Genomic DNA, 23,239 nt, shown 5'->3' with positions numbered 1-23,239 from the left:
AGTCACGGCCTGGGGCCCGGCATCGTTAAAGCAACCCGTAGCCGCGTTGTGGAACATGCTGATGGCAGTACGTCGCAACGCGGACCGGATGCTGGGTAAAGCCCTCGCCCCCGTCACGGATTTACTGAAAAAACTGGCAAACCGCCTGCGTGTTGAGGGTGACAATGCCTACCGCGCGCATGTGGGCACTAATGTACACCTCTACGGCGGTGAACGGGCGGTAAAAGAAGTGGAGATGTTTAAGCAGGAAAAACCGGATTGGGTGGATGTTGGCAGAAAACAAAGAACATATCCCGCATTAGATAAGTTATCCCCGGACTTAGAGAAGTTTATTAATAAGGGGTGGCCTGATATCAGATCGCTGGCATCTCGCAAAACACCATTAGATGGGAAGTTTGGCACCTTTGATAACTCTATGGCAGCAGTTGAAATACCTTCAGGTGAAATGATCTATCGAGTTATTGATCCAAACTCTTCCGACAATAGTATTTGCTGGATGCGAAAGGCAGAGTTTGAAAAGCTGACGTCGAAAAGTGACTGGCGTAAAAACTTTGCCGTATGGAAAAGCTGGAATGAAAACGGAGAATATGTCGTTTACACCGTTCCGCCGGGACAGCCCCTCAAGGTCTGGGAAGGCCGGGCTGCAACACAAATCAATGAGAATGCCAAAGAATATTCGCTGGAAGGCGGAGCGGTACAAATCGTACTGGACCCGTCGCAGCTTAAAAAAGAGTTTACCGGTGAGCGGCGTAAAACCAGCTGGGGCTATGGCGATGTGGGCAGTGACCCGGTCAGCCCTTATCTGGGGTTACCGAAGCTAGAGAATAAAAACAACTGGTATGAACCAAAAGGAAAAGAATAATGGGGATTTTACATCCGCAGGAATGTTATTTTTTAGAAAATTTTATCTCAGCAGAACATTATGCCGAAACCCGTGACGCCATCATTGCCTATATCGATGCCCATGAAGAAGCCCTGGCAAGATATAAACGTGAAATGCCGATTAATACCCGTAAGCTCCCCCAATGGCAGCAGGCTGATATAGTATGGGAATCACGCGTAATGTCTAATATCCGACCATTAAAGGAACGTTATATCAAGGCTTACATTCTGCGAACTCATAATGATGTTAAGGCATTTGATATTGGTCATGCTATGAGCAATATCAATAAGGGAATCGTAGAGTTTTGGGATGGGTGGATGACTGATCAAGAAAAAGATAAAATTAGACATCATGAGTATCAAGCTTCAGAACTAGATAAAAACTTATCAATAACAATATGGGGAGAGTGGGAGGAGGGGCGTTTGACATATAGTGATAATTGTGTGCGCCCATATATAAAAATTCCAAAAAAAATTCCTCTTTATATACTTGACTCATCCGTGAGAATAGAAAAAGGAGATGTGCCAATCCAAACTGGAATATATTTACCTGATGTTGATTTTTCGGCAGCTCGATTTTTACCAGCTGATTATGGTGAATCACCTGATGCACGGCAGGGCATTCAGCGTAACGAATGGTTTGACGCAGAAACTTGTAAACATAGATTCAGTTGGAAAGAGTCTAAGTGGGCAAAAACAGGCTGGACCCTTATCCGTCGGGTTGAAGGCGAATTTATCGATGTGCCGCCGGAAGGTTTTTTCCCGAAAGGATTACCGGAGGAATTGTACAACTGGCCGGAGAAAGAGAAGTTATTACGCCAGGTGGAACCCGTCCGACTTACTGCATACAGCGGCGAAACCAGCCCGCACTCGGGCCGCTGGGGCACCTTTATCGACGGCAGTTTGCGTTATGCTCATGTCAAACAAGGCCAAGCCCTGCCGGAATATGAAGATAAAGAAAGCAAGCTTCACCGTACGCTTTGGTCACTGCTGGAGCGGGATGATAAGGGCAGCGTTTTTATAAACAGCTAAATGACTTTTGTGCATGTAGCCGGTTTTTATTTTAACCGACCTGCAGTTTATAAAACGCATTCTGGCCGAGGTCGGTATCTGGTTTCGCTTTGAGGCGGACACCGCCTGACGTGTGAAAAGGTGCTGTTCGGCGACGGGCCGGAGCAGTACCAGTTTGGCGTGACCCTGCCGTACTGCGAGCCGTCGGGGATGAGCAACGGCCACGCCGAAAGCGTCTGGGGGCTGAAAATCCACTGGAACGCCGTGACCGGCAAAATCTTCAAACGCGATTACAACTACCGCGAGGCCACCACGCCGCTGGATGACAATGCCTGGTCACCTTATGAAAAACATCCTGACAAGGTTGATAAATTATCTGCGGCAGGCATCTGATTACGTCAGTCAAAAATAAAATAACGTGAGAAATAAAATGGATTTTTTTAAAAGACTGGAAAAAATAGACGGAGCCGTTAATCGTGGCTATGCCCGCTGGGGTAAATGGCTGGGCGCAGGATTATTACTGATCGTACTGGGATGGGGAGGCTGGTTAGTCTGGGCATCCGTCTGGGGACCACCGACCGGGCCGGTGACATTAATTATTCACAGCGAAATTGACCGGCCTATCCGGGGATTTAGTGTGAATGGTGTGGCGGGACCCAATGCATTTGCTCATGGCGGTGGGGGGGCAACCTGTTGTGGCAGTATCAGCGGAAAGACGGCGGAAGTTGTCTGGACTGTTGATTACACCCTTGCGCAATATCAGGCAGGAACTCGTACTGAAATCCATAAAATAATCATGCCTCTTCCCGAACGAAAATGGGAAGAAAATTATCTGCATGTTTATTTTCTTCCTGCAGATAAGGTCCGTTTGTGGTGGGGTACAGGATTTATTCATCCGAAGGTTGAAGATCTGCCAGATACAGTAAACCGTAAATAAAAGTCTTAGCGAGAAATAAAATGGATTTTTTTAGAAGACTGGAAAAAATAGACGGAGCCGTTAATCGCGGCTATGCACGCTGGGGTAAATGGCTCGGCGCAGGATTATTACTGATCGTACTGGGATGGGGAGGCTGGTTAGTCTGGGCATCCATCTGGGGACCACCGACCGGGCCGGTAACATTAATTATTCACAGAGAAATTGACCGGCCTATCCGGGGATTTAGTGTGAATGGTGTCGCGGGGCCCAATGCATTTGCTCATGGTGGGGGTAAAACAACGTGTTGTGGCAGTATCAGCGGAAAGACGGCGGAAGTTGTCTGGACTGTGGATTACACTCTTGCGCAATATCAAGCAGGAGCTCGTACTGAAATCCATAAAATAATCATGCCACTTCCTGAACGCAAATGGGGTGAGAATGATTTGCACGTTCACTTCCTCCCCGGAGATAAAGTTTTACTAGGGTGGAGTGACAATGCCTGGTCACCTTATGAAAAACATCCCGGCAAGGATAATAAATTACCAGCGGCAGGCATCTGATTCCGTCAGTCAAAATAAATAACAAGAGAAATAAAATGGATTTTTTTAAAAGGCTGGAAAAAATAGACGGAGCCGTTAATCGCGGCTATGCGCGCTGGGGTAAATGGCTGGGCGCAGGATTATTACTGTTCATACTGGGATGGGGAGGCTGGTTAGTCTGGGCATCCGTCTGGGGGCCACCGACCGGACCGGTGACATTAATTATTCACAGCGAAATTGACCGGCCCATTTTGGGATTTAGTGTGAATGGTGTAGCGGGATCCAATGCATTTGCACATGGCGGTGGGGGCGCAACCTGCTGTGGCAGTATCAGCGGAAAGACGGCGGAAGTTATCTGGACATTAAGTACAACCCGCGCCCAATACAATGCAGGACTGCGTAAAGAAAACCGTCGCATTACCATGACTCTTCCCGAGCGCAAATGGGGAGAAAATTACTTACATGTTTATTTTCTGCCCGGAGATAAAGTGCGCTTATGGTGGGGGAGTGGCTTTATTAGTCCGAAGGATGAAGAACTCCCAGATGCAGTAAACGGTAAATAAAAAGTTATGGCGGGAAATAAAATGGATTTTTTTAAAAGACTGGAAAAAATAGACGGAGCCGTTAATCGCGGCTATGCGCGCTGGGGTAAATGGCTGGGCGCAGGATTATTATTGTTCATACTGGGATGGGGAGGCTGGTTAGTCTGGGCATCCATTTGGGGGCCACCGACCGGACCGGTGACATTAATTATTCACAGCGAAATTGACCGGCCTATTTTGGGATTTAGTGTGAATGGTGTCGCTGGACCCAATGCATTTGCTCATGGTGGGGGTAAAACAACGTGTTGTGGCAGTATCAGCGGGAAGACGGCGGAAGTTATCTGGACTCTTGATATAACGCATGAACAATATCTTAAGGGAATGCGACTTGAGACTCGCCGTATTGTCATTCCTCTTCCCGAACGCAAATGGGGGGAAGATGATTTGCACGTTCATTTCCTCCCCGGAGATAAAGTTTTATTAGGGTGGAGTGACAATGCCTGGTCACCTTATGAAAAACATCCTGAAATTTCTCCTAAATCAGTTACACGGGGAGATCACTAATGGATATCGAAAGTCTTGTCGCTGCTGCGAATCGTGCTCAGCAAACCGTTGATGCGGGATTGGGTAATTGTTCGAGAACCTGGCACATCGGTTTCTTTTTTGATGGTATCCATCGCAATATTGAACAAGACTCAGCTGAGTTACGTCTGAGCAATGTTGCGAGATTATTCAGGGCATTTCCAGATCATGATCAGGATACTTCCCAGCACAATTATAATGCTTTTTACTTCTCGGGGCTCGGTACTCCTTTCCGTGAAGATATTACAACTAAGCTCCACGCCATAATGGATGGCGCGAAAGGCAGCGCACTGGATGACTTAAAAGATCTGCCTGGTGATATTGCCAAAGAAGCAGGCATAGAATTTTTTAAAACAGGCAAGTGGTGGGAAGTATTAAAAGATGTCGGTAAAAAGCTGATTAAACCCACTGAATGGGTGACGCTGGCCGGGGATATCACGAAAAGTGCGGTGAAAAAAGTGAGCATCGAAGCAACTCCCTGGTTGCGCGACAATCCTGTAATTGCCGACATGCTGGTGACGGGCGTAGATACCCGAATCACTTCAACCAAAACTTCTTTTGAAGAAGCGTTTAAAGAGGCTAAAAATAAGAGTCAGGTGCCCATCAAGCTGATCTCGGTCTCGTTATTCGGTTACGACCTCGGGGCAACTCTGGCGCGTAAGTTTCTGGATACGCTGCTCGACGATATTTGCCAGAAGCAGGGCGATAAATACGTTTATCAGGGTATTCCCGTTGAGATCATTTTTACTGGTTTATTCGATTGTGCCCGGCATACGCCTGCCAGTAATAACAACGGTGTGGACTGGTTTGTCGGGGCATTCGGCGGCCCCATCAGGGGGATCAGTATTTTGCTGGGGGATAAATATGTCGATCAGGACACTCCGTTACCGGTTGCGGTGAAAAGCGCCCTGCATCTGGTGGCGGCCCATGAAACACGGGTCTGGCGCAGCCTTTACCGCTTAGGCGGCGATAAGCAAAAATACCGCGAGGAGTTACTGCCCGGCTGTTCTGAAGATGTGGGCGGCGGGCTAAAACCTGATGAGCAAAAACCGAGCGCCGAGTTGTGCCGGGTCGCCTTACACAGAATGTACCGTGAGGCTACGCTGGCAGGCGTTCCCTTCCCTGATTTCCAGACACTGCGTGCGCATTCTGAAACTGTGGCCAGCTACTTCATAATGGAAAACAGCGTGAAGGAGAAATCGGTCGCAGAGTGGACAGCGTTATATCAGCAGGCAGTGCCTTTTAAAAATCTCAGCGTTGCTGCGCAGAATTTGCACCTCGACAGTTATATCGACTGGCTGGGCAGACAGTTTTATCTGCATCGCAGTCAGTGTCTAAAATATTCCGAACAGCGCGGGCAGGTGATGGCTTCCGCAGGTGCGTCGGCAGGCCTGTTAGGTATCTCGCCAAAAGCGCAGGAGACCGCCAGTGATATTCGCAATGAAATCGATATTTTGCGTAAACACTGGGGCTGGCTGGATGATGTTCACCGTGCTGCACTGAGTATGCAAAATGCGATGGAAATACGGGGTAGCCACGATACCCGCCGTCAGCTCGTGCCTGATGTTTACATTCCTGCATTACGCAGGGCGAAAAAGTTTTTGGCTTACGGGCACGCTGCTTATGAGGGATTGCCGCCACCCTGGCCTGAAGACAGTGCTCCCTCAGAGATATATGCCTGGTTTGTACATGACGTGCAGAAGGTGGACAAAGGTGCAGGTATTTCAGAAGATTTTCTGGTGATCCGCTCAATGGAAATGCCCGACAGTTAACCTCCTGATGCCGGCGGTCATCAGGCCGCCGGTTGATCGCTTTCCCTCACTTTTTTCTGCTATTCCGCGACTCAAAACCCGATTTAGCACGAATAGCTCGTTCTTTGACCGCCCCCAGGCCCTCTAAAACGCCTTTGCAAAACCCTTCAAATCCAGCGGTGACGCGGCCTGAAGCGCTGTCCGGTATCCCGTTTGCCTGTTTTTTTGAAACGTTAAATCCTTTTTTAATTTTTGTAGTGATAATGTTATATTCGTAGCCATCATTTGAAAAAATGAAGTTTCAGTAACGATCCCGCGTGTTTTTTTGCTAATTTCTTGTTCGATAGTCACAACAACGATTCATAACAGAACAGAACTAAACATTTAGAGAAACAGACGTCATGAGAAAGATACTTGGTATGCTTCTCAACCGTGACTCACTGGGTGCCAGCGAGCCTGCGGCCGCAGAAGACGAAAAATCCGTTGATGTATTGCTGGTCGGCGGCGGAATTATGAGTGCTACCCTGGGGACCTATCTCCAGGAACTCGAGCCGGACTGGTCAGTCCATATGATTGAACGCATGGACGGCGTGGCGCAGGAAAGTTCCAACGGCTGGAATAACGCCGGTACCGGCCATTCCGCGCTGGCAGAAATGAACTATACCCCGCTGATGCCCGACGGTTCTGTCGATATCACCAAGGCCGTGGCGATCAACGAAGCCTTCCAGGTTTCCCGTCAGTTTATGGCGTATCAGGTGCAGAAAGGCGTGCTGAATAACCCGCGCTCGTTCATCAACAGCGTGCCGCACATGAGCTTTGTCTGGGGCGATGAGAATATCGATTTCCTGCGCAAACGTTTTGCTGCGTTGCAGGAAAGCACGTTGTTCCGCGGGATGGAATATTCGGAAGACCCGGAACAAATCAGACAATGGATCCCGGCAGTCATGGATGGCCGTGATCCGAAGCAAAAAGTTGCCGCGACCCGCACCACCGCAGGTACGGACGTGAACTTCGGCGAAGTGACCCGCCAGCTTGTCGAGGCGTTGCAGAAAAAATCCAATTTCACGCTGGCAAACGGTCAGGAAGTGCGCGATATCCAGCGCAATCCGGATAAAAGCTGGCGCGTGACGATTACCGATCTGAAACATAGCCACAAACATCGCGTGGTGAATGCGAAATTCGTGTTCATCGGCGCGGGCGGTGCGTCCCTGACGCTGCTGCAAAAATCCGGCATTCCGGAAGCGCGTGAATACGGCGGTTTCCCGGTCGGTGGTGAATTCCTGGTGACAGAAAATCAGGATGTGGTGAAACGCCATCTGGCGAAGGTTTACGGCAAAGCGGCCGTGGGCGCGCCACCGATGTCCGTTCCGCATCTCGACACCCGTATTATTGATGGCAAACAGGTTCTGCTGTTCGGGCCGTTCGCCACCTTCTCCAGCAAATTCCTGAAAAACGGTTCCCTGTGGGATTTGTTTGGCAGTGTGAACAGTTCCAACCTGTTGCCGATGACGCATGTCGGCATGGGTAACTTCGATCTGGTGAAATATCTGGTCGGGCAGGTGATGCTCAGCGATGAAGACCGTCATGCCGCACTGAAGGAATTTTTCCCCGAAGCCGAGCAGAAAGACTGGAAACGCTGGGTGGCCGGACAACGTGTGCAGGTCATCAAAAAAGATGGCAAACACGGCGGCGTATTGCGTCTCGGCACCGAAGTGGTCAGCGCGAAGGACGGCAGTATCGCCGCCTTGCTGGGGGCATCACCGGGTGCGTCAACCGCAGCGCCGATCATGATGAAACTGCTGGAAACGGTCTTTAAAGAAAAAGCCGCGAGCCCGGAATGGCAGGCCAAATTCCGTGAAATCATCCCGTCTTACGGCACCAAACTGAATGGCAATATTGAAGCGACCGAGAAAGAGCTGCTGGAAACCAGCCGCATTCTGCAACTGGAAACGCCGTCGATGATCACCACGCCAGTGGCTGAGGTGGTTCAGCTGCGCCCGCTGGATGTTCAGGCAAAACAAGAGCCGAAACAACCTGCGGATATCGCTTTGTAAGTTCTGCGCTGTAAGTTCTGGTGCAGAAAAATAAAAACCGCCTCTTCAGGCGGTTTTTTTATGTCCTTATTTTCGCTTTGCAGGGCGCAGTCTTACGCCCCGGAAAGTGACTTTGCCATATTCTCTTTCTTCACCCGCGCTGTTTCATTCTGCGATTCCAGCACAATTCTCGCCAGCGGCGTGTCTTCGTGATAACGGGTTTTATCGTCCAGTCCTTTGGAATATTTATTGTATTTCCACCAGGCATAGCCGAGGAACAATACCAGTCCGCCGACGTTATAGAACACAATCGTGATAATACTGGCACCGGTCGGGAAGGTTGAGGCGATGAACCCGACGGTGAAAATCACAATCAGCGTACCGACGATAGTGATCCCCTGCATTCTGGAACCCATCTTAAAATCGCGCTCGACGCTGTCGTATTTCAGACGCAGATTCAGGTACGCCAGCATAATAAACAGCGGCGGCAGCATCGACGCGGCAGCGGTCATGTTAATCAGCGTATTCATTAAATCTTGCACGCTGTCTGAGCCTAATGTCGGAATTAACATCAGCGGGATAACGATAAGGAACTGGATCCACGCCGCGCGGGTCGGAACACCGTGTTTATTCAGACGAATAGTTTTCTCGCCAAAAATCCCCTTAGGAATCTCAGTAAAGAAGATTTTTACCGGCGCTGCCGTCCACATCAGTAATGAGCCAAACATGGCGGTGAAGGAAACCACGCCGACAAAGCGGTTCATCAGCACCGCCGGTAATCCAAAGTGTGCGGATAACCCTTCAAATACCTGCACCGTGCCGCCGGTAAAATGCAGCGCGGATTTGGCCACAAACACGTTAATCAGCAGCGAGGCGATGGAATACAGCACGCCGATCACCAGCCCGGAAATAATGATGACTTTCACGAAAGCACGGCTGCCGCCTTTGACGTCATTCACGTATACCGCGACCGATTCTGCGCCGCCTGCTGCCTGGAATATCCACGCAATAATGCCTAAGAATGCCCAGTTAAAATGCGGCGTCATCGCCTGAACATTAATCGGATCCGCCGGTTCTGCGCCGCCCATCAGCGCAGCGCCCGCCAGCACGATATAAGAGAACGTCAGCAGCAGCATTAATGTCGAGGTGACGGAGGTCATCGGCCCGAGTAGTTTCGCACCGCTGTTGGAAATCATCGTGGAAAAGGCAAACAGACAGATGCTGATAATCGCAGTCGTGAAGGGCGTGAAAATATAATCGTGCCCTAAAAAGGCGTAAGACGCATAAGCGATAACGCGGGGAAGCAGCGCCGTGAAGAAAAACAAATTCACGAACCAGTAAGTATAGGCGGTCATAAACGCCCAGCGGCCGCCGAGGGCACTTTTCACCCAGGCATACACACCGGCTTCCGAACTCTTATTCAATGAGACAAATTCGGCGATGATCAGACAAAACGGAATAAAGTAGATGATGGTCGCCACCAGAAATACCGGTGCCGAGGCGATGCCTAACTGGATGTTATTGTTGATGACGTTATTGAAGCTAAAAACGGCGGCAAATGTCATGGATAACAATCCAAATTTGCCTATGGTATTTCGACTGGACCCGGCCATAAATACTCTCCAACTGCGATGTTTATAGGGTAAGTGGTTCTTGTTTTTTTATTATTTATTAACGAAATAACTCTCTTCGACGGTCACTTTTAAAATGACTTTTCTGACGTCTTTTTCCGGTCTGAACCGGTACGCTTCGTGGTTTTCAAAAATGATCACGCGGCCTTTAGGTACCTTTATCGTTTCACCCTGACCGGTAAAAAATTCGCGATCCGTTTCATCGTCATAAGGCGACACGCGGTGCAGGGCAGATTTCGCAGAAAACTCGATTTCCTCCGTGCCTTCAAGGTAGTAATGCACATCGAAATAACGGCGGTGACCCTCGAATTCCGCCCGCTGTTTTTCGCTGCCGCTGGCGAGCCGGTAAACCAGCGAATCGCCGACGGAATGGAAAACGCCGGGACGAATATTGTCCAGGTTATTAATGGCTTCCATGCAGCGCTGCCATTTTTTTCCGCTACGGTAGAGCCGCTGAAATTCGGTTAAACAGTCGAGAATAATCATCAGTTTTCCTCCGCGGGATGAAAGGTGAATTCCGCGAGCTGCTGGCTGTTGGTGCCATGCTGGCTGAACGGCACCATCGTGAAGCCGTAGCGGAATGCCGAGAAATAGACGCGATAAGAATCGAGCACTTCGGAACCCCAGGAATTGGAGCCCAGACCGGAAATTTTGTGATCGAGATTGAGGGTCAGGCAGCCGTCCGGCGTCAGTTCATCAATATGCTGCGCCTGTTGCAGCATCTGCGCACTGTATGGCCACAGGCTGAAATTGAGCGGCTGGCGCGGCTGAATGAAAATCCCTTTTCCAGCGTCATCGCACAGACTCAGCCAGCGGATATCCTGCCGGTTACCGTTGTCCTGCGGCATCGGGTAATTTTCAAATAAACGGCTCACCGGCTGCTGATAATGGCCGATGAGATTGGCCTGACAGCTGTCCTGATAGTTTTCATCCGGCCCGCGCCCGTAATACTCCACCTGCGTGAAACGACGGCTGACGCCAAAATCGAGGCCGATCTTCGGGATAATTGAATCGAAATTACCGTAAGGCGAGCCGGATAAATCGAGGGTGACGACGCCCTGAGGCGATATCTGCCAGCGATAAGTGCAGCGCATACCGAAATCGAAAACAGGCGGCGCAATGATGCTTTGCACTTCAATGACGACGTCGTCCTGCTGGCGCGCCCAGTGCATCTGCCGGAAATGCTGTTGCATGATATGCAGATGATGGGGCTGCCAGAGGCCTTCGAACTCCTGTTTATGGTTGTCGATGACCGGCTTAAAGAAATTGAGTTTCGGCGCACGGCCTGTGATCTCTTCGTCATCCACTTGCCAGCTTTGCAGTTCGCCGTCCAGACGGGAAAATGCCAGCCGGAAGCCCTCGCCGCTGACGATAAGCTGATGTTTTTGCTCATCACATAACAGCGTTGCGGACTTTTGCGGCGCAGGTTTCATGGCTGACGGGCGGGCTGCCTGCAACAGCATCTGATACTGTCCGAGCGGATGTTGCGCTTCGCTGTACACCGTCGGGCTGTTTTTGCGAATGCCAACATTCAGGAAAACCTCCTGACCGCTGGCGGGAAATTCTGGCAGCGCCAGCGTTTCGCCTTCGCCGGGTTGCAGGTGCGGCAGGGAAATTTCGCGGGTTTCGAGGCCGCGTCCGGCGACCTGAACGGTCAGCGACAGCGTGATGTCTTCCAGTGAGCTGAACCAGTAACGATTTTTGATGTGCAGCGCGCCGCCGCGGAGACTGACGCCGACCGGGCACAGCACCTGTTTATATTCGCGCAGGCCGGGGCCGGGCGTCTGGTCGGGGTAAATCAGCCCGTCCATGCAGAAGTTGTAATTGTTTGGATAATCGCCGTAATCGCCGCCGTAGGTATAACGCATCTGGCCGTTTTCACCGGTTTCCAGCAATCCGTGATCGCACCATTCCCAGATGTAATGCCCCTGGAGGCTGTCATGGCGATTCAGAACGGCCTGATATTCGGCTAATCCGCCGGGACCGTTGCCCATTGCATGCGCGTATTCGCAGATGATGCGCGGTTTGGCGTGCGGGTATTCGCCGAACGCATTCATCATCTGTACGCGGGAATACATGGTGCTGATGACGTCGGTCACTTCGGCGTCGCGATCTTCTTCGTAGTGAACAAGACGTGTCGGATCGAGGGCTTTACAGTGTTTCGCCATGGCGCGGATATTGCAGCCATAACCGGATTCGTTGCCAAGCGACCACATAATGATCGACGGGTGGTTTTTTTGCGCCATGACGTGACGCCCGATACGCTCCACATAGGCGTGTTCCCAGTGCGGATCGTCGGAGATGCGGCTCAGATCGCCGACGTTCGCGAAACCGTGACTTTCCAGATCCGTTTCGGCCATCACGAATAATCCGTAGATATCGCACAACTCGTAAAAGCGAGGATCATTCGGGTAATGCGCGGTGCGCACCGAGTTAATATTGTGCTGTTTCATCAGGATGATATCGCGTTCCACCCGCGCCATATCGACCGCGCGCCCTTTGCGGTGATCGTGATCGTGACGGTTTACGCCGTGCAGCTTGAGATAACGTCCGTTGACGTAAAACAGCCCGTCACGCACGCCGATATCACGAAAGCCAACGCGCTGAGGTACCACCGAAATCATCTGTCCCGTGTCGTCATACAGCGTCAGCAACAGCTGATATAACTCAGGATGTTCCGCGTTCCACTGGCGCGGATGAGTGACCGGAATGTCCAGGCGACAGCGCGTTTCATCGCCAATATTCAGGTTATCTGCTGATAACTGTGCCACGCAGACGCCATCGTCGAATAACTGCGCGTGCAGGCGATAACCGCTGACGGGTTGGTGTAAATTACGCAGCACGGCATCAATGTTGAGCACGGCGTCGCAGTAGTTTTCATCGAATGTGGTGACTACGGTGAAATCGTTAAGATGAACCGGATCCTGACCGATGAGATACACATCGCGGAAAATTCCCGCCATCCACCACATATCCTGATCTTCGATATATGTTGAATCCGCCCACTGTAAAACACGCACCGACAGCAGGTTTTCACCCGGTTTCACGCTGGCGCTGATATCGAACTCTGCGTACAGGCGGCTGCCTTTGCTGAATCCGACGTAGTGCCCGTTCACATACACCTCGAAATAGGTTTCCACGCCGTCAAATTTGATCAGCGTTTGTTTGCCTGTCCAGGCTGCATCGAGGGTAAAACGCTGCTGATACGCGCCGGTCGGGTTATTAGTGGGAACGTAAGGAACGTCGATCGGGAAGGGGAAACCTTCATCGGTATATTGCAGCTGGCCGTGGCCTTCCATCTGCCACATGCCGGGGACGGTGATGTGACCCCATGCAGTCATCGGCTGATTGTAGAATTCATCCGGGACTAACGCCGGGTGCTCGAAAAAGCGGAACTGCCAGCGGCCGCTGAGCAACTGAAAGCAGTGACTGGCTGCGCGATCGAAACGCAGCGCCGCCTGTGGATTTTCATAGCTGAAAAAGGAGGCGCGTGGCGGTAAACGGTTCTCCGACTGCTTCTCGATATTTTCCCAATTATTCACGTGATCTCTCCTGAGACGTGTTTCTATGGGAGAGAAGATAGTAAATATTTAGTAAAAATAACTAAAAAGTTTTACTGGTTGTCAGGGCGATCACAAAAAATAAAAAATCGGTTTGAGGATCATGCAGTTAAATTTTACCGGCGGGTGGTGTCCCGGAGTTGCAGCGATCCCGGCACAAATACCGACAGCGGCACGGTGCGTTCATCGCGCAGACGCTCGGTCAGCAGGTTGACCGCCTGTGCGCCCATGGTTTCGGAATGGATGCGAACGGTCGATAAAGAAGGGAACACAAAGCGGGCTGTCGGAATGTCATTAACGCTGATCAGCGCGATTTGCTCGGGGATTTTAACGCCGTGTTCCAGTAGCGCACGGGTCACGCCCAGCGCAATGGTATCGGTGGCAATCAGCAACGCCGGGGGATAAGGCGCATTTTGCTGCAACATTTTCCTGGCGCACTGATAGCCGGACTGGCTGGTGAAATTGCCGTACCAGATATCGTCCGGCTGGACGACGTTTTTCAGACGGCCATATTCCACAAAGGCCTGCTCGCGCTGATCCGGGAATTCAGGGTGATCGCGGCCGCCGATAAAGCCGATGCGCGAATAGCCCTGACCGATAAAGAAGTCGATGACCTTCTGGCTGATCTTAAATAAATCCACATTAACGCAGTCAGATTGCGGGTCTTCCATTACGCCATCAATGAAAACGACCGGCGTGGATTGTTGCGCGAGCTGCGTATGCAGTGCGGCCTGAGGTTGTCCGATAACCAGAAAACCGTCCGCCGGAGGCAGCGCTTTTTCGCCGGTAAAGTCATAGCCAGAAATCAGGGTGATACCCAGTTTTTCGCATTGTGTTTCAATGCCATAGCGCATGGAAAGATAATAAGGATCGTCTATTTCCAGCCCCTGCCGGTAAGTAAACAATGCGGCAAACGTCATGCGTTGCGTGGCATTGCGGCGGGAAGGCGAGACTTTATATTCCAGGCGTTCCGCCGTTTCTAAAATCTTCTGGCGGGTCTGCGCTTTCACGCTCAGGCTCGGATCGTCATTGAGCACACGTGAAACCGTCGCAACGGATACGTTCGCGGCCTCAGCGATTTCTTTCAAAGTAGCCATCAGCGTCTCATCATCAGGTAAACCAAAGCCGTAGCTTAATGTGATCAGTGCCTTATGTACACCGCTCACCGGCCTTCCGGCCCGCAAAATCTCACTGTGACAGAGTTAACGCTTTACCTAATTTTAAGTATATTTTAGTAAAATATTTACTAGTATGCGTTTTACTTCTGCTTTCCTGTTCATAATAACCAAACAAAGAAGCGCATACCGATGAAGAACACATCATTAAATAAAATATTAGTACTTTTATTATTTTCCTTATCAATGAATTTGCGGGCGCAGGAACCGGTTGTCCCCGCCGAACATAATGAATCAGCACCACCGGAAATAACGCCGGTTAGCCGCGACGCCACTGCTTATCGCTTTTATGGCGAAATGGGCGGCGGCGGCAGCGTGTATTTAAATGGCAAAGATCAGCATAAATACAGCGACGGAACCTATATCGAAGGTGGTCTGGAAATAAAACACGGCAACTGGTTCGGGCTTATTTACGGCGAAGGCTGGACGGTACAGGCTGATCATCACGGAAACGCCTGGGTGCCTGATCACCGCTGGGGCGGATTCGAAGGCGGCTTAAACCGTTTTTACGGTGGTTATCGTACTGATCGGGGCACCGAATTTATCCTCAGTATGCGCAACGATTCCTCGCTGGATGACCTGCAATGGTGGGGCGATTTCACGCCGGAATACGGCTACGTGATCCCTAATACCCGCGATTTAACGCAGGCAGTGAAGGTGCAAAACCTGACCGGCAAGTTCCGTTACAGCCTGACCGCCGCACCGCAAAGCCGTGTTAATGAAAGCACGGCGTTACTGCATTTCGGAAAATACGACCGTTATTCAGATAAATACACCTATCAGGCGATGGTCAACGGCTACACGCAATATGATCTGATGGAAGGGCTGACGCTGCTCAACGGTCTGGAACTGACCGATGGCACCGGGCAGCTATTCCTCGCGGGTTTGCAGGGTAAAAATCTGGCAGGGCGCGTCTGGCATCACACCGGCAAAGGCGACAGCAGCCATTCCGGCCACGAATCAGGAATGATGGTCAGCGCCATGGTTGAAGCGGTCACCGGACTGTATTTATCCACCGCGTACAGTTATGCCGAACATTCGCGGGATACTACTTTCGATACCACCACGTCTTACGCACAGGCCGGTATCTGGTACGAATATTACGGCGGCCGGTTCGCGACCGCATTAGACAGCAAATTCTATATGAGCAATGACAATACCGGCGCCAGCAACTCGGTATTTCTTATGCAATATTTCTACTGGGGAAAATCATAATGAAAAAAATTAATCCGCACCGGCCGCTCAGTTTAATTATCTGTGCTGCTTTATTTATTTCTGCACACACACAGGCAGAAAACGCCGAGACTTTGCGGGCTGATTCGTTTAAAAACGTTATTAACCGTACCGGCGCGCCGCAATATATGCTCGATTATGATTTCGACGAGCATCAGCGTTTTAATCCTTTATTTGATGAGGGTGCCTGGCACGGGCATTTACTGCCGTCTGGCCCGCAAGGTATGGGCGGATTCCCTGGACCGGCGCTGCTGACCGAAGAATATATCAACTTTATGGCCGATAACTTTGACCGGCTGACGGTGTATAAAGCCGGAAAAAAAGTCGCGCTGAGCATGACCGCTTACAGCATTCCCGGGGCGCTTATCCAGACGCTGACCGCGCCCGGCATCCGCATCGACATGACCCTGCGTTTCGCGACGTCCCGCACTTCTTTGCTGGAAACTAAAATCACCACGGATTCCCCGCTGGAACTGGTCTGGGACGGCGAACTGCTGGAAAAGCTCCGCGCTCAGGAAGGAAAACCGCCATCGGATAAAACCATCGGGCAGGAATATCCGGGGTATACGCGCCAGATCCTGCCGGTTGCTGACGGCCTGCGTGTGATTTTCGGCAAAGTGCGCGAGGCCTCAAGCCTGATGACCTCCGGCGAGTCCGAATATCAGATCCACAAATCCCTGCCGATGCAGATGACGGTTACAGGCCATCAGTTTACCGGCAAAGCCAAAATCGCCGGTTCCACCACGTTTTACACCACTTATTCGCATCTGCTGACGGCCGCTGAGGTTCAGAAAGAGCAGCCGAAAATCCAGGATATTCTGGCGCATCCCCAGCCTTATCTGGATGCCTCGCAAAAACGCTGGGAAGGCTACCTGAATGCCGGTCTGACAAACCCGAAAGCAACCAAAGATCAGGAACGTGTGGCGGTGAAAGCCATCGAAACATTAACCGCTAACTGGCGCGGGGCGGCAGGTGCGATGAAGTTTGATTCGGTGACGCCATCGGTGACTGGCCGCTGGTTCTCCGGCAATCAGACCTGGCCGTGGGACACCTGGAAACAGGCGTATGCGATGGCGCATTTCAATCCCGAGGTGGCGAAAAACAATATCCGCGCCGTGTTTGCCTTTCAGATCCCGCCCGGTGATCCGGTTCGTCCGTGGGATGCCGGTTTTGTACCTGATCTGATTGCCTATAACCCGGGTCCGGAACGTGGCGGCGATGGCACCAACTGGAATGAGCGCAACACGAAACCGAGTCTGGCGGCGTGGTCGGTGATGGAAATCTACAAAACGACCGGTGATAAACAATGGCTGGCGGAGATGTACCCTAAACTGGTCGCTTATCACGACTGGTGGCTGCACAACCGTGACCACAACCATAACGGCGTGCCGGAATATGGCGCCACGCGCGATAAAGCGCATAACACCGCTGACGGCAAGATGTTGTTTACCGTCAGGGAAGGGCAGAAAGAACAGACCGAATCCGGGCTGAAAAACTACGACCGCGTGGTGAAATCCGGTCAGTACGACAGCATCGAAATCCCGGCGCAGGTGGCGGCTTCGTGGGAATCGGGGCGGGATGATGCGGCGGCCTTCGGTTTTATCGATGCCGATCAGCTGACGAAATACATCAAAAATGGCGGTAAAAAACAGGACTGGCAGGTCAAATTCGCCGAAAACCGTTCGGATGACGGAACGTTGCTGGGGTATTCGCTGTTACAGGAATCCGTCGATGAAGCCAGCTATATGTACAGCGACAACAAATACATGGCCGAAATCGCCGACATTTTGGGCAAGAAAACAGCCGCCGCAGATTTCCGCGCGAAAGCCGTCAAACTGGCCGGATACATCAACACCTGCATGTTCGACAGCCGCAGCGGCTTCTTCTATGACATCCGCATTGAAGACAAACCGCTGGCCAACGGCTGCGCGGGCAAACCGATTGTCGAACGCGGCAAAGGTCCGGAAGGCTGGTCACCGTTGTTTAACGGCGCAGCGACGCAGGCGCATGCCGACGCCGTGGTGAAAGTGATGAAAGATGTGCGCGAATTTAACACCTATGTGCCACTGGGCACCGCCGCACTGACCAATCCGGCGTTCGGTGCAGACATTTACTGGCGCGGCAGGGTCTGGGTCGATCAGTTATATTTCGGCCTGAAAGGCATGGAGCAATACGGTTACCGCGAAGATGCTGTGAAAATGGCACAGGCCTTTTTCGATCACGCCGATGGTCTGATTTCGGATGCGCCTATCCGGGAAAACTACAATCCGCTCAACGGCCAGCAGCAGGGCGCACCAAACTTCTCATGGAGTGCGGCGCATCTTTACATGCTGTACAACGACTTTTTCGGCCAGGGGAAATGAGACGGTAAGGGCTGAATTTCAGGCACAAAAAAACCGCTTCAGAGAGCGGTTTTTTTGTTGGGTGATTCAGTTAGCGCTAAATCAACCCAGTTTCACGCTTTAATAATAAGCGGGATCAGGCAACCCAAACGCCACTAACTTACACCAGGGGTGGGAAGGCAGCAAGTTTAAATTCTATACACATATCCTTATTGTTTTTATGGTCTTGGTGGTAGCATCTGCGCGGGGCTAGTTTGCCCGTTTAGCGACGGGTCACCGGGCTTGAAATTAGCACTTGAGTACCGCGCGGACAGGCAACCCAAACACTGCTTGTCCTTCTCCAGTCGGTCCCGGTGCTTATTGGTGAAACGCGGTTGTAAAAGGCCGCATCAATGAATAAGTGTATTTATGCACTGATCGTTGTACTGGGTTCTTTGATGACAACTGCTGGTGATGGATGGAACGTTAATGTTTCTCATATCAACATCAATGTCAGCACGGGCCCGGGTTTGTAGCAGTAGAGAAACCGCCCTTCGGGGCGGTTTTTTTATCTCAGGCTTTACGCCCTAATCCCCAGCACACCAGCCCCGCCACCAGCAGCGACGGAATTGTCGCGCCGATATCCGGCAGCAGATTTGCCATCAGATGATAAACCACAATGCCGGTAATCCAGGCTGCGAGGGAACGTATATTCAGGTCTTTTTGTGTCTGCCTGCGCAGAACAAAATGATGCGTCAGCACCACACCAAACAGCGGCGCAAACACGGAGCCAATCAGCAGCAGGAAGTTTTCGTATTGCGTCAGCGGAACGGCCCAGGCGATCAGCGTACACAGCAGGCCGATACCCAGCGTCAGTTTACCCACGCTGACCGGCAGGGAAGTCCCCGCCGACACCGCCGCTGAGTGAATATCCGCAAAGGCATTTTCATGCTCATCCACCAGAATCAGTAACAGCGGAATACCCAGTGCGATCCCGGAAAGCGCCAGCAGCAGCGCATTGGCATCGGTCGAGGTGCTGACAAACGCCAGCGTATACGCCACGCCGAGCGCCATCATCCACACGCTGCCGAGGAAATATCCGCAGGCCGTTCCCCAGAAGTTTTGCCGCGCAGATTTGCCGAAACGGGTGTAATCCGACACCAGTGGCAGCCACGAAAATGCCATCGACACCACAATATCGCAGGCCAGCGCGAACGGCATCGAACCGTCCCCGGCTTTATGCCACAGTGTGGATAAATCGGCGTGCAGGAACAGATAACCGGTCAGCCACGCACAGCTCGCCAGCAACAGCCAGATCCCCCAGCGGCGCAGTACCAGGCGGATAAACGCCAGCGGCCCGCTGGCCGCCAGCAAGGTGGCAACGACGCCGAAAATAAACGTCCAGAGGGTCGGATTCGCCCAAAAACTGCCGTCGCCCCAGGCGCGTTTTGCCAGCAGACTGGCCGCATCGCGCATCACCACAATTTCGAACGCGCCCCAGCCGATCAACTGGATCAGATTGAACAGCACCGGCAGTGCCACGCCGCGTTTGCCGAGGCTGAGCCTCAGCGACGCCATCGACGACATGCCCGTCTGCCCGCCGATCACCCCGACCAGTGCCAGCAGCGCAACGCCGACGGCAGACCCCAACACAATGGCTGCCAGCGAGCCCGCCAGCCCGAGGCCCGGAGCCAGAATGGCACCGGCCTGCAATACCATCAGACCCATACCGAGCGAGAACCACAGCGAGAATAAATCAGACCAGCCCAGCACCCGTGATTTTTCCGGCACAGACGCCTGAGGCGAATAAATACTATTATCTTTCATGAGGTTAATTTCGTGGCTAAAGCGAAGGTCTGTTATAGCATATTGCGGTGAGATTCTGATGAAGGGCGGAGGGGAAGCGCACTTTCCGGCGGGCAGCCTGGGGATTTCAGGCACAAAAAAGCCGCTTCAGAGAGCGGTTTTTTATATCGTATCCTCTCACTTCGAATGGATCACAATCATCCCCAATTTTTCCAGCAAATGACTCTGCTGCCAGTCGTCGATTTTCACGCCATCGAGATCGACTTTACGGATATTCAGCTCACCCAGATCGGAGTTCGTCAGGTCGCAATGGGTAATGTTGACGTTATTCCAGTCGAACTCGGTGAATTCGCCGCCGGAAAGGTCGGAGCCGCTGAAGTTTGCGCCCTGCACGTTCGCGCCGGTCCAGCGGTTTTCCCATAACTCGCATTTCTCCAGAATGACTTTGCTGAAGTTCGCGTAGCTGAAGTTATTTTTGGTCATGAAGGCGCTGCAAAACCAGGTGCGCGAGGTGATCATATTCATAAAACTCGCGCCGCTGAAATCTGCGCCAGTGGCTTTGCATTCACGGATTTCACAACCCAGTGCCTGAATGTTTTTGAAATCAGCCATCGTCAGATCACAGCGTTTAAAGCTGGCATCCTGCAATTTTGCATGCTGGAAAGAGCAGCCTTTTTGTTCCCCATCATCGTAAAACAGACAATCGACGAACGCCGTTTCTGACAGATCGGTGCTGTCAAAACGGCAGCGGTAAAAGCGGCAGTTCTCCAGTGTCTCGCCGGTAAACTGCTTCACGCTAAAACGCTGGTCACTGAACGTCTGGTCTTTGATCATCGGAACCTCTGTCATCTTTTATGCCCTGCTAAGGCCGGTATCCTGACAGAAAAGTTTTATCGAAAATATGGAATCCGCCTCGTAATAACACGATTTACCTACGTTTGCCTTTTGCCGGATCGCTGAGTGAGGTCTATTCTCAATGACTTAACGGAGCACTTCTCTCACTCAGATAAGGAAGACTGGAATGCGTTTGTCATCTCTCTTTTTGGCAACCAGCCTGGCTGTCAGCCAGTTTGCAGGGGCTGCGGAAACCGCACAGCCCGCCACTCAGGAGCACGTCATGAATCACGCTATTAATGCCGATAACCCATTTCTGAAACCCAGCCCGCTGGAATATCAGGCGCCGCAATTTAATCTCTATAAAGACAGCGATTATGAACCGGCGATCCTCGAAGGCATCCGCCAGAAACTGGCTGAAGTCGATAAAATCGCCAGCGACAGCGCGCCGCCAACCTTTGAAAATACTTATGCGGCCCTGGAAAAATCCGGCGTCATGCTGCAACGCGTGCAAAACGTTTTTGGCGCGATGACCGGCGCGAATACCAACGATACGCTGCAAAAAATTGACGAAGATACCTCGCCAAAACTGGCGGCGATGGATGACAGCATTCATCTCAACAGCAAGCTGTTTGCGCGGCTGAAAGCGGTCTATGACCAGCGCAGCAGCCTGAAAATTTCCCCCGAATCACAGCGCCTGATTGAGGTGACTTTTAAGGATTTCGAGCTGTCAGGTGCCAATCTTTCGGATGCGGATAAAGACAAACTCAAAGCGCTGAATCAACAGGCGGCAACGCTCAGCACGCAGTTCACTAATAAATTGCTGGCCGCCACCAAAGCGGGCGGGCTGACGGTGAAAGATAAAGCGCAGCTTGCCGGGCTGAGTGACGCCGAATTATCGGCAGCCGCGCAGGCCGCCAAAGACCGCAAGCTGGATAATGCCTGGCTTCTGGTGTTGCAAAACACCACGCAGCAGCCGTTGTTACAGTCACTGGATGACCGCGACACGCGCCAGGCACTGTATGAGGCCTCAATCAATCGCGCTGAAAAAGGCGATGCCAACGACACCCGTGAGCTGATTGCGAAGCTGGCAAAAGTTCGCGCACAGCAGGCTCAGGTGCTGGGTTTCCCGAGTTATGCCGCGTGGAAACTGGAAGATCAGATGGCGAAAACGCCGCAGGCTGCACTGGATTTCATGCACAAAATTGTGCCAGCCGCGACCGCCCGCGCGCAGCGTGAAGCGCAGGATATTCAGGCAGAAATCGATAAACAGAAGGGCGGCTTCAAAGTGACTGCCTGGGACTGGCAGCACTACGCCCAGCAGGTTCGCAAAGAGAAATATGATCTGGACGACGCGCAGATCAAACCCTATTTCGAGCTGAATAATGTGCTGGAAAACGGCGTGTTTTATGCCGCTAACTTGCTGTATGGCATCACCTTTAAAGAACGCAAAGACCTGCCGGTTTACAATCCTGATGTGCGGGTTTTTGAGGTGTTCGATAAAGACGGTAAATCGATGGCGCTGTTCTACGCCGATTATTATCAGCGCGATAATAAAGGCGGCGGCGCATGGATGAGCAACTACGTCGATCAGTCGAAATTGCTGGGTACGAAACCGGTGATTTACAACGTGGCGAATTTCCAGAAACCGGCGGCGGGGCAACCGGCGCTGCTGTCGTGGGACGACGTTATCACTATGTTCCACGAATTTGGTCACACGCTGCATGGCCTGTTTGCCGATCAGGAATATCCGGGTCTTTCCGGTACTGCGACGCCGCGTGATTTTGTCGAATTCCCGTCGCAGTTTAACGAGCACTGGGCGAGTGATACGAAAGTGTTTACTCACTTCGCCAAACATTATCAGACCGGTGAAGTGATGCCGCAGGCCTTGCAGGACAAAATCGAGAAGGCCAGTAAGTTCAACAAAGGCTATGACATGACCGAACTGCTGGCGGCTGCGTTACTGGATATGCACTGGCACAGCCTGAGCGCGGACGCACCGCAGCAGGATGTTGATAAGTTTGAAGCGGAGTCGCTGGCGAAAGATAAAGTGAATCTGGCGTATGTGCCGCCGCGCTACCGTTCCAGTTATTTCCAGCACATCTGGGGTAACGGCTATGCCGCCGGATACTATGCCTATCTGTGGACCGAAATGCTGGCTGATGATGCCTTTGCCGGTATCACTGAGCAGGGCGGGCTGACGCGGGAGAACGGTCAGAAATTCCGTGATCAGATCCTCTCACGCGGTAACAGCGAAGATCTGGAAAAACTCTACGAAACCTGGCGTGGCAAGGCTCCGTCAATTGAGCCGATGCTGAAAAACCGCGGACTGGAGGAGTAAAAATAGCCGTGCCCGGTATCACGCCGGGCACGGACACTCTTGCTGTGAATATTTAAAATCAACGCCCGAAAAACGTCGCTTC

General features: G+C 51.8%; 18 protein-coding genes and 1 pseudogene. 12 read left to right on the top strand and 7 right to left on the bottom strand.

The window, feature by feature from the left end; genetic code table 11:
* The first annotated feature begins 61 nt into the window (after positions 1-61).
* The 8 genes and pseudogenes from LC431_RS12955 (at position 62) to LC431_RS12920 (ending at position 6,244) form a co-directional block, all read left to right on the top strand.
* Positions 62-862, top strand: a complete 801-nt coding sequence (locus LC431_RS12955) for a hypothetical protein (RefSeq protein ID WP_223509952.1) — start codon at positions 62-64, stop codon at positions 860-862.
* Positions 862-1,914 carry a hypothetical protein gene (locus LC431_RS12950; RefSeq protein ID WP_013573478.1) on the top strand — a complete coding sequence of 351 codons (1,053 nt, stop codon included), beginning with the start codon at positions 862-864 and terminating at the stop codon, positions 1,912-1,914. Before LC431_RS12955 ends, LC431_RS12950 begins: the two co-directional genes overlap by 1 nt.
* Before the next feature lie 34 nt (positions 1,915-1,948).
* Positions 1,949-2,226 (top strand): annotated as a pseudogene (locus tag LC431_RS12945) (contractile injection system protein, VgrG/Pvc8 family); the annotation flags it as partial.
* 97 nt (positions 2,227-2,323) lie between these two features.
* On the top strand, positions 2,324-2,830 hold the full coding sequence (locus LC431_RS12940) for a DUF3304 domain-containing protein (RefSeq protein ID WP_223509948.1): 507 nt from the start codon (positions 2,324-2,326) through the stop codon (positions 2,828-2,830).
* Between the two features lie 20 nt (positions 2,831-2,850).
* Positions 2,851-3,369, top strand: a complete 519-nt coding sequence (locus tag LC431_RS12935; RefSeq protein WP_223509946.1) for a DUF3304 domain-containing protein — start codon at positions 2,851-2,853, stop codon at positions 3,367-3,369.
* Positions 3,370-3,404: 35 nt separating this feature from the next.
* Positions 3,405-3,911 (top strand): DUF3304 domain-containing protein, encoded by a 507-nt coding sequence (locus tag LC431_RS12930; RefSeq protein WP_223509944.1) that lies wholly within the window; start codon positions 3,405-3,407, stop codon positions 3,909-3,911.
* A 21-nt stretch (positions 3,912-3,932) separates the two neighbouring features.
* Positions 3,933-4,454, top strand: coding sequence for a DUF3304 domain-containing protein (locus LC431_RS12925; RefSeq protein ID WP_223509942.1), 522 nt, complete (start codon positions 3,933-3,935; stop codon positions 4,452-4,454).
* Complete coding sequence (locus tag LC431_RS12920) at positions 4,454-6,244, top strand: phospholipase effector Tle1 domain-containing protein (protein WP_223509940.1); 1,791 nt, start codon at positions 4,454-4,456, stop codon at positions 6,242-6,244. The genes LC431_RS12925 and LC431_RS12920 overlap by 1 nt, the downstream gene beginning before the upstream one ends.
* A 123-nt stretch (positions 6,245-6,367) precedes the next feature.
* Here the strand turns inward: LC431_RS12920 and LC431_RS12915 are convergent, their stop codons facing one another.
* Entirely contained in the window at positions 6,368-6,574 is a 207-nt protein-coding gene (locus LC431_RS12915; protein WP_121020014.1) for a hypothetical protein, read from the bottom strand.
* 50 nt (positions 6,575-6,624) lie between these two features.
* On the opposite strand from LC431_RS12915, the gene mqo reads away from it, so the two are divergent.
* A complete protein-coding gene (mqo, locus tag LC431_RS12910) occupies positions 6,625-8,277 on the top strand; it encodes a malate dehydrogenase (quinone) (protein WP_037033785.1) in 1,653 nt (550 codons plus the stop codon).
* Between the two features lie 92 nt (positions 8,278-8,369).
* Here the strand turns inward: mqo and LC431_RS12905 are convergent, their stop codons facing one another.
* The 4 genes from LC431_RS12905 to ebgR form a co-directional block, all read right to left on the bottom strand.
* On the bottom strand, positions 8,370-9,869 hold the full coding sequence (locus LC431_RS12905; protein WP_013573482.1) for an amino acid permease: 1,500 nt from the start codon (positions 9,867-9,869) through the stop codon (positions 8,370-8,372).
* Positions 9,870-9,920: 51 nt separating this feature from the next.
* Complete coding sequence (locus LC431_RS12900) at positions 9,921-10,373, bottom strand: beta-galactosidase subunit beta (RefSeq protein WP_112197942.1); 453 nt, start codon at positions 10,371-10,373, stop codon at positions 9,921-9,923.
* On the bottom strand, positions 10,373-13,429 hold the full coding sequence (ebgA, locus tag LC431_RS12895; protein WP_223509939.1) for a beta-galactosidase subunit alpha: 3,057 nt from the start codon (positions 13,427-13,429) through the stop codon (positions 10,373-10,375). Before ebgA ends, LC431_RS12900 begins: the two co-directional genes overlap by 1 nt.
* A gap of 134 nt (positions 13,430-13,563) precedes the next feature.
* The gene (gene ebgR / locus LC431_RS12890; RefSeq protein WP_037033902.1) at positions 13,564-14,544 is read right to left on the bottom strand and encodes a transcriptional regulator EbgR; all 981 of its coding nucleotides are present in this window, start codon (positions 14,542-14,544) and stop codon (positions 13,564-13,566) included.
* Between the two features lie 210 nt (positions 14,545-14,754).
* Between ebgR and ygjJ the strand changes: the two genes are divergently transcribed.
* Together ygjJ and ygjK are read left to right on the top strand one after the other, a co-directional pair.
* Positions 14,755-15,837 carry a protein YgjJ gene (ygjJ, locus tag LC431_RS12885; RefSeq protein WP_014411472.1) on the top strand — a complete coding sequence of 361 codons (1,083 nt, stop codon included), beginning with the start codon at positions 14,755-14,757 and terminating at the stop codon, positions 15,835-15,837.
* Positions 15,837-18,218, top strand: a complete 2,382-nt coding sequence (ygjK, locus tag LC431_RS12880) for an alpha-glucosidase (protein WP_223509937.1) — start codon at positions 15,837-15,839, stop codon at positions 18,216-18,218. The genes ygjJ and ygjK overlap by 1 nt, the downstream gene beginning before the upstream one ends.
* A gap of 531 nt (positions 18,219-18,749) precedes the next feature.
* Here the strand turns inward: ygjK and cytX are convergent.
* Positions 18,750-20,003 carry a putative hydroxymethylpyrimidine transporter CytX gene (cytX, locus tag LC431_RS12875; RefSeq protein WP_013573488.1) on the bottom strand — a complete coding sequence of 418 codons (1,254 nt, stop codon included), beginning with the start codon at positions 20,001-20,003 and terminating at the stop codon, positions 18,750-18,752.
* A gap of 156 nt (positions 20,004-20,159) precedes the next feature.
* Positions 20,160-20,816 (bottom strand): Qnr family pentapeptide repeat protein, encoded by a 657-nt coding sequence (locus LC431_RS12870; RefSeq protein WP_013573489.1) that lies wholly within the window; start codon positions 20,814-20,816, stop codon positions 20,160-20,162.
* Between the two features lie 187 nt (positions 20,817-21,003).
* Here LC431_RS12870 and dcp point away from each other — a divergent pair, with 187 nt between their 5' ends.
* The gene (gene dcp / locus LC431_RS12865) at positions 21,004-23,157 is read left to right on the top strand and encodes a peptidyl-dipeptidase Dcp (RefSeq protein ID WP_223509936.1); all 2,154 of its coding nucleotides are present in this window, start codon (positions 21,004-21,006) and stop codon (positions 23,155-23,157) included.
* The last annotated feature ends 82 nt before the right edge of the window (positions 23,158-23,239 follow it).

It is taken from the genome of Rahnella sp. GSA61A, assembly GCF_019969905.1.
Classification (GTDB): Bacteria; Pseudomonadota; Gammaproteobacteria; order Enterobacterales; family Enterobacteriaceae; genus Rahnella; species Rahnella aceris.
Note: the sequence above shows the minus strand (reverse complement) of the source record. Positions and strands in the feature narration are given on the sequence as shown.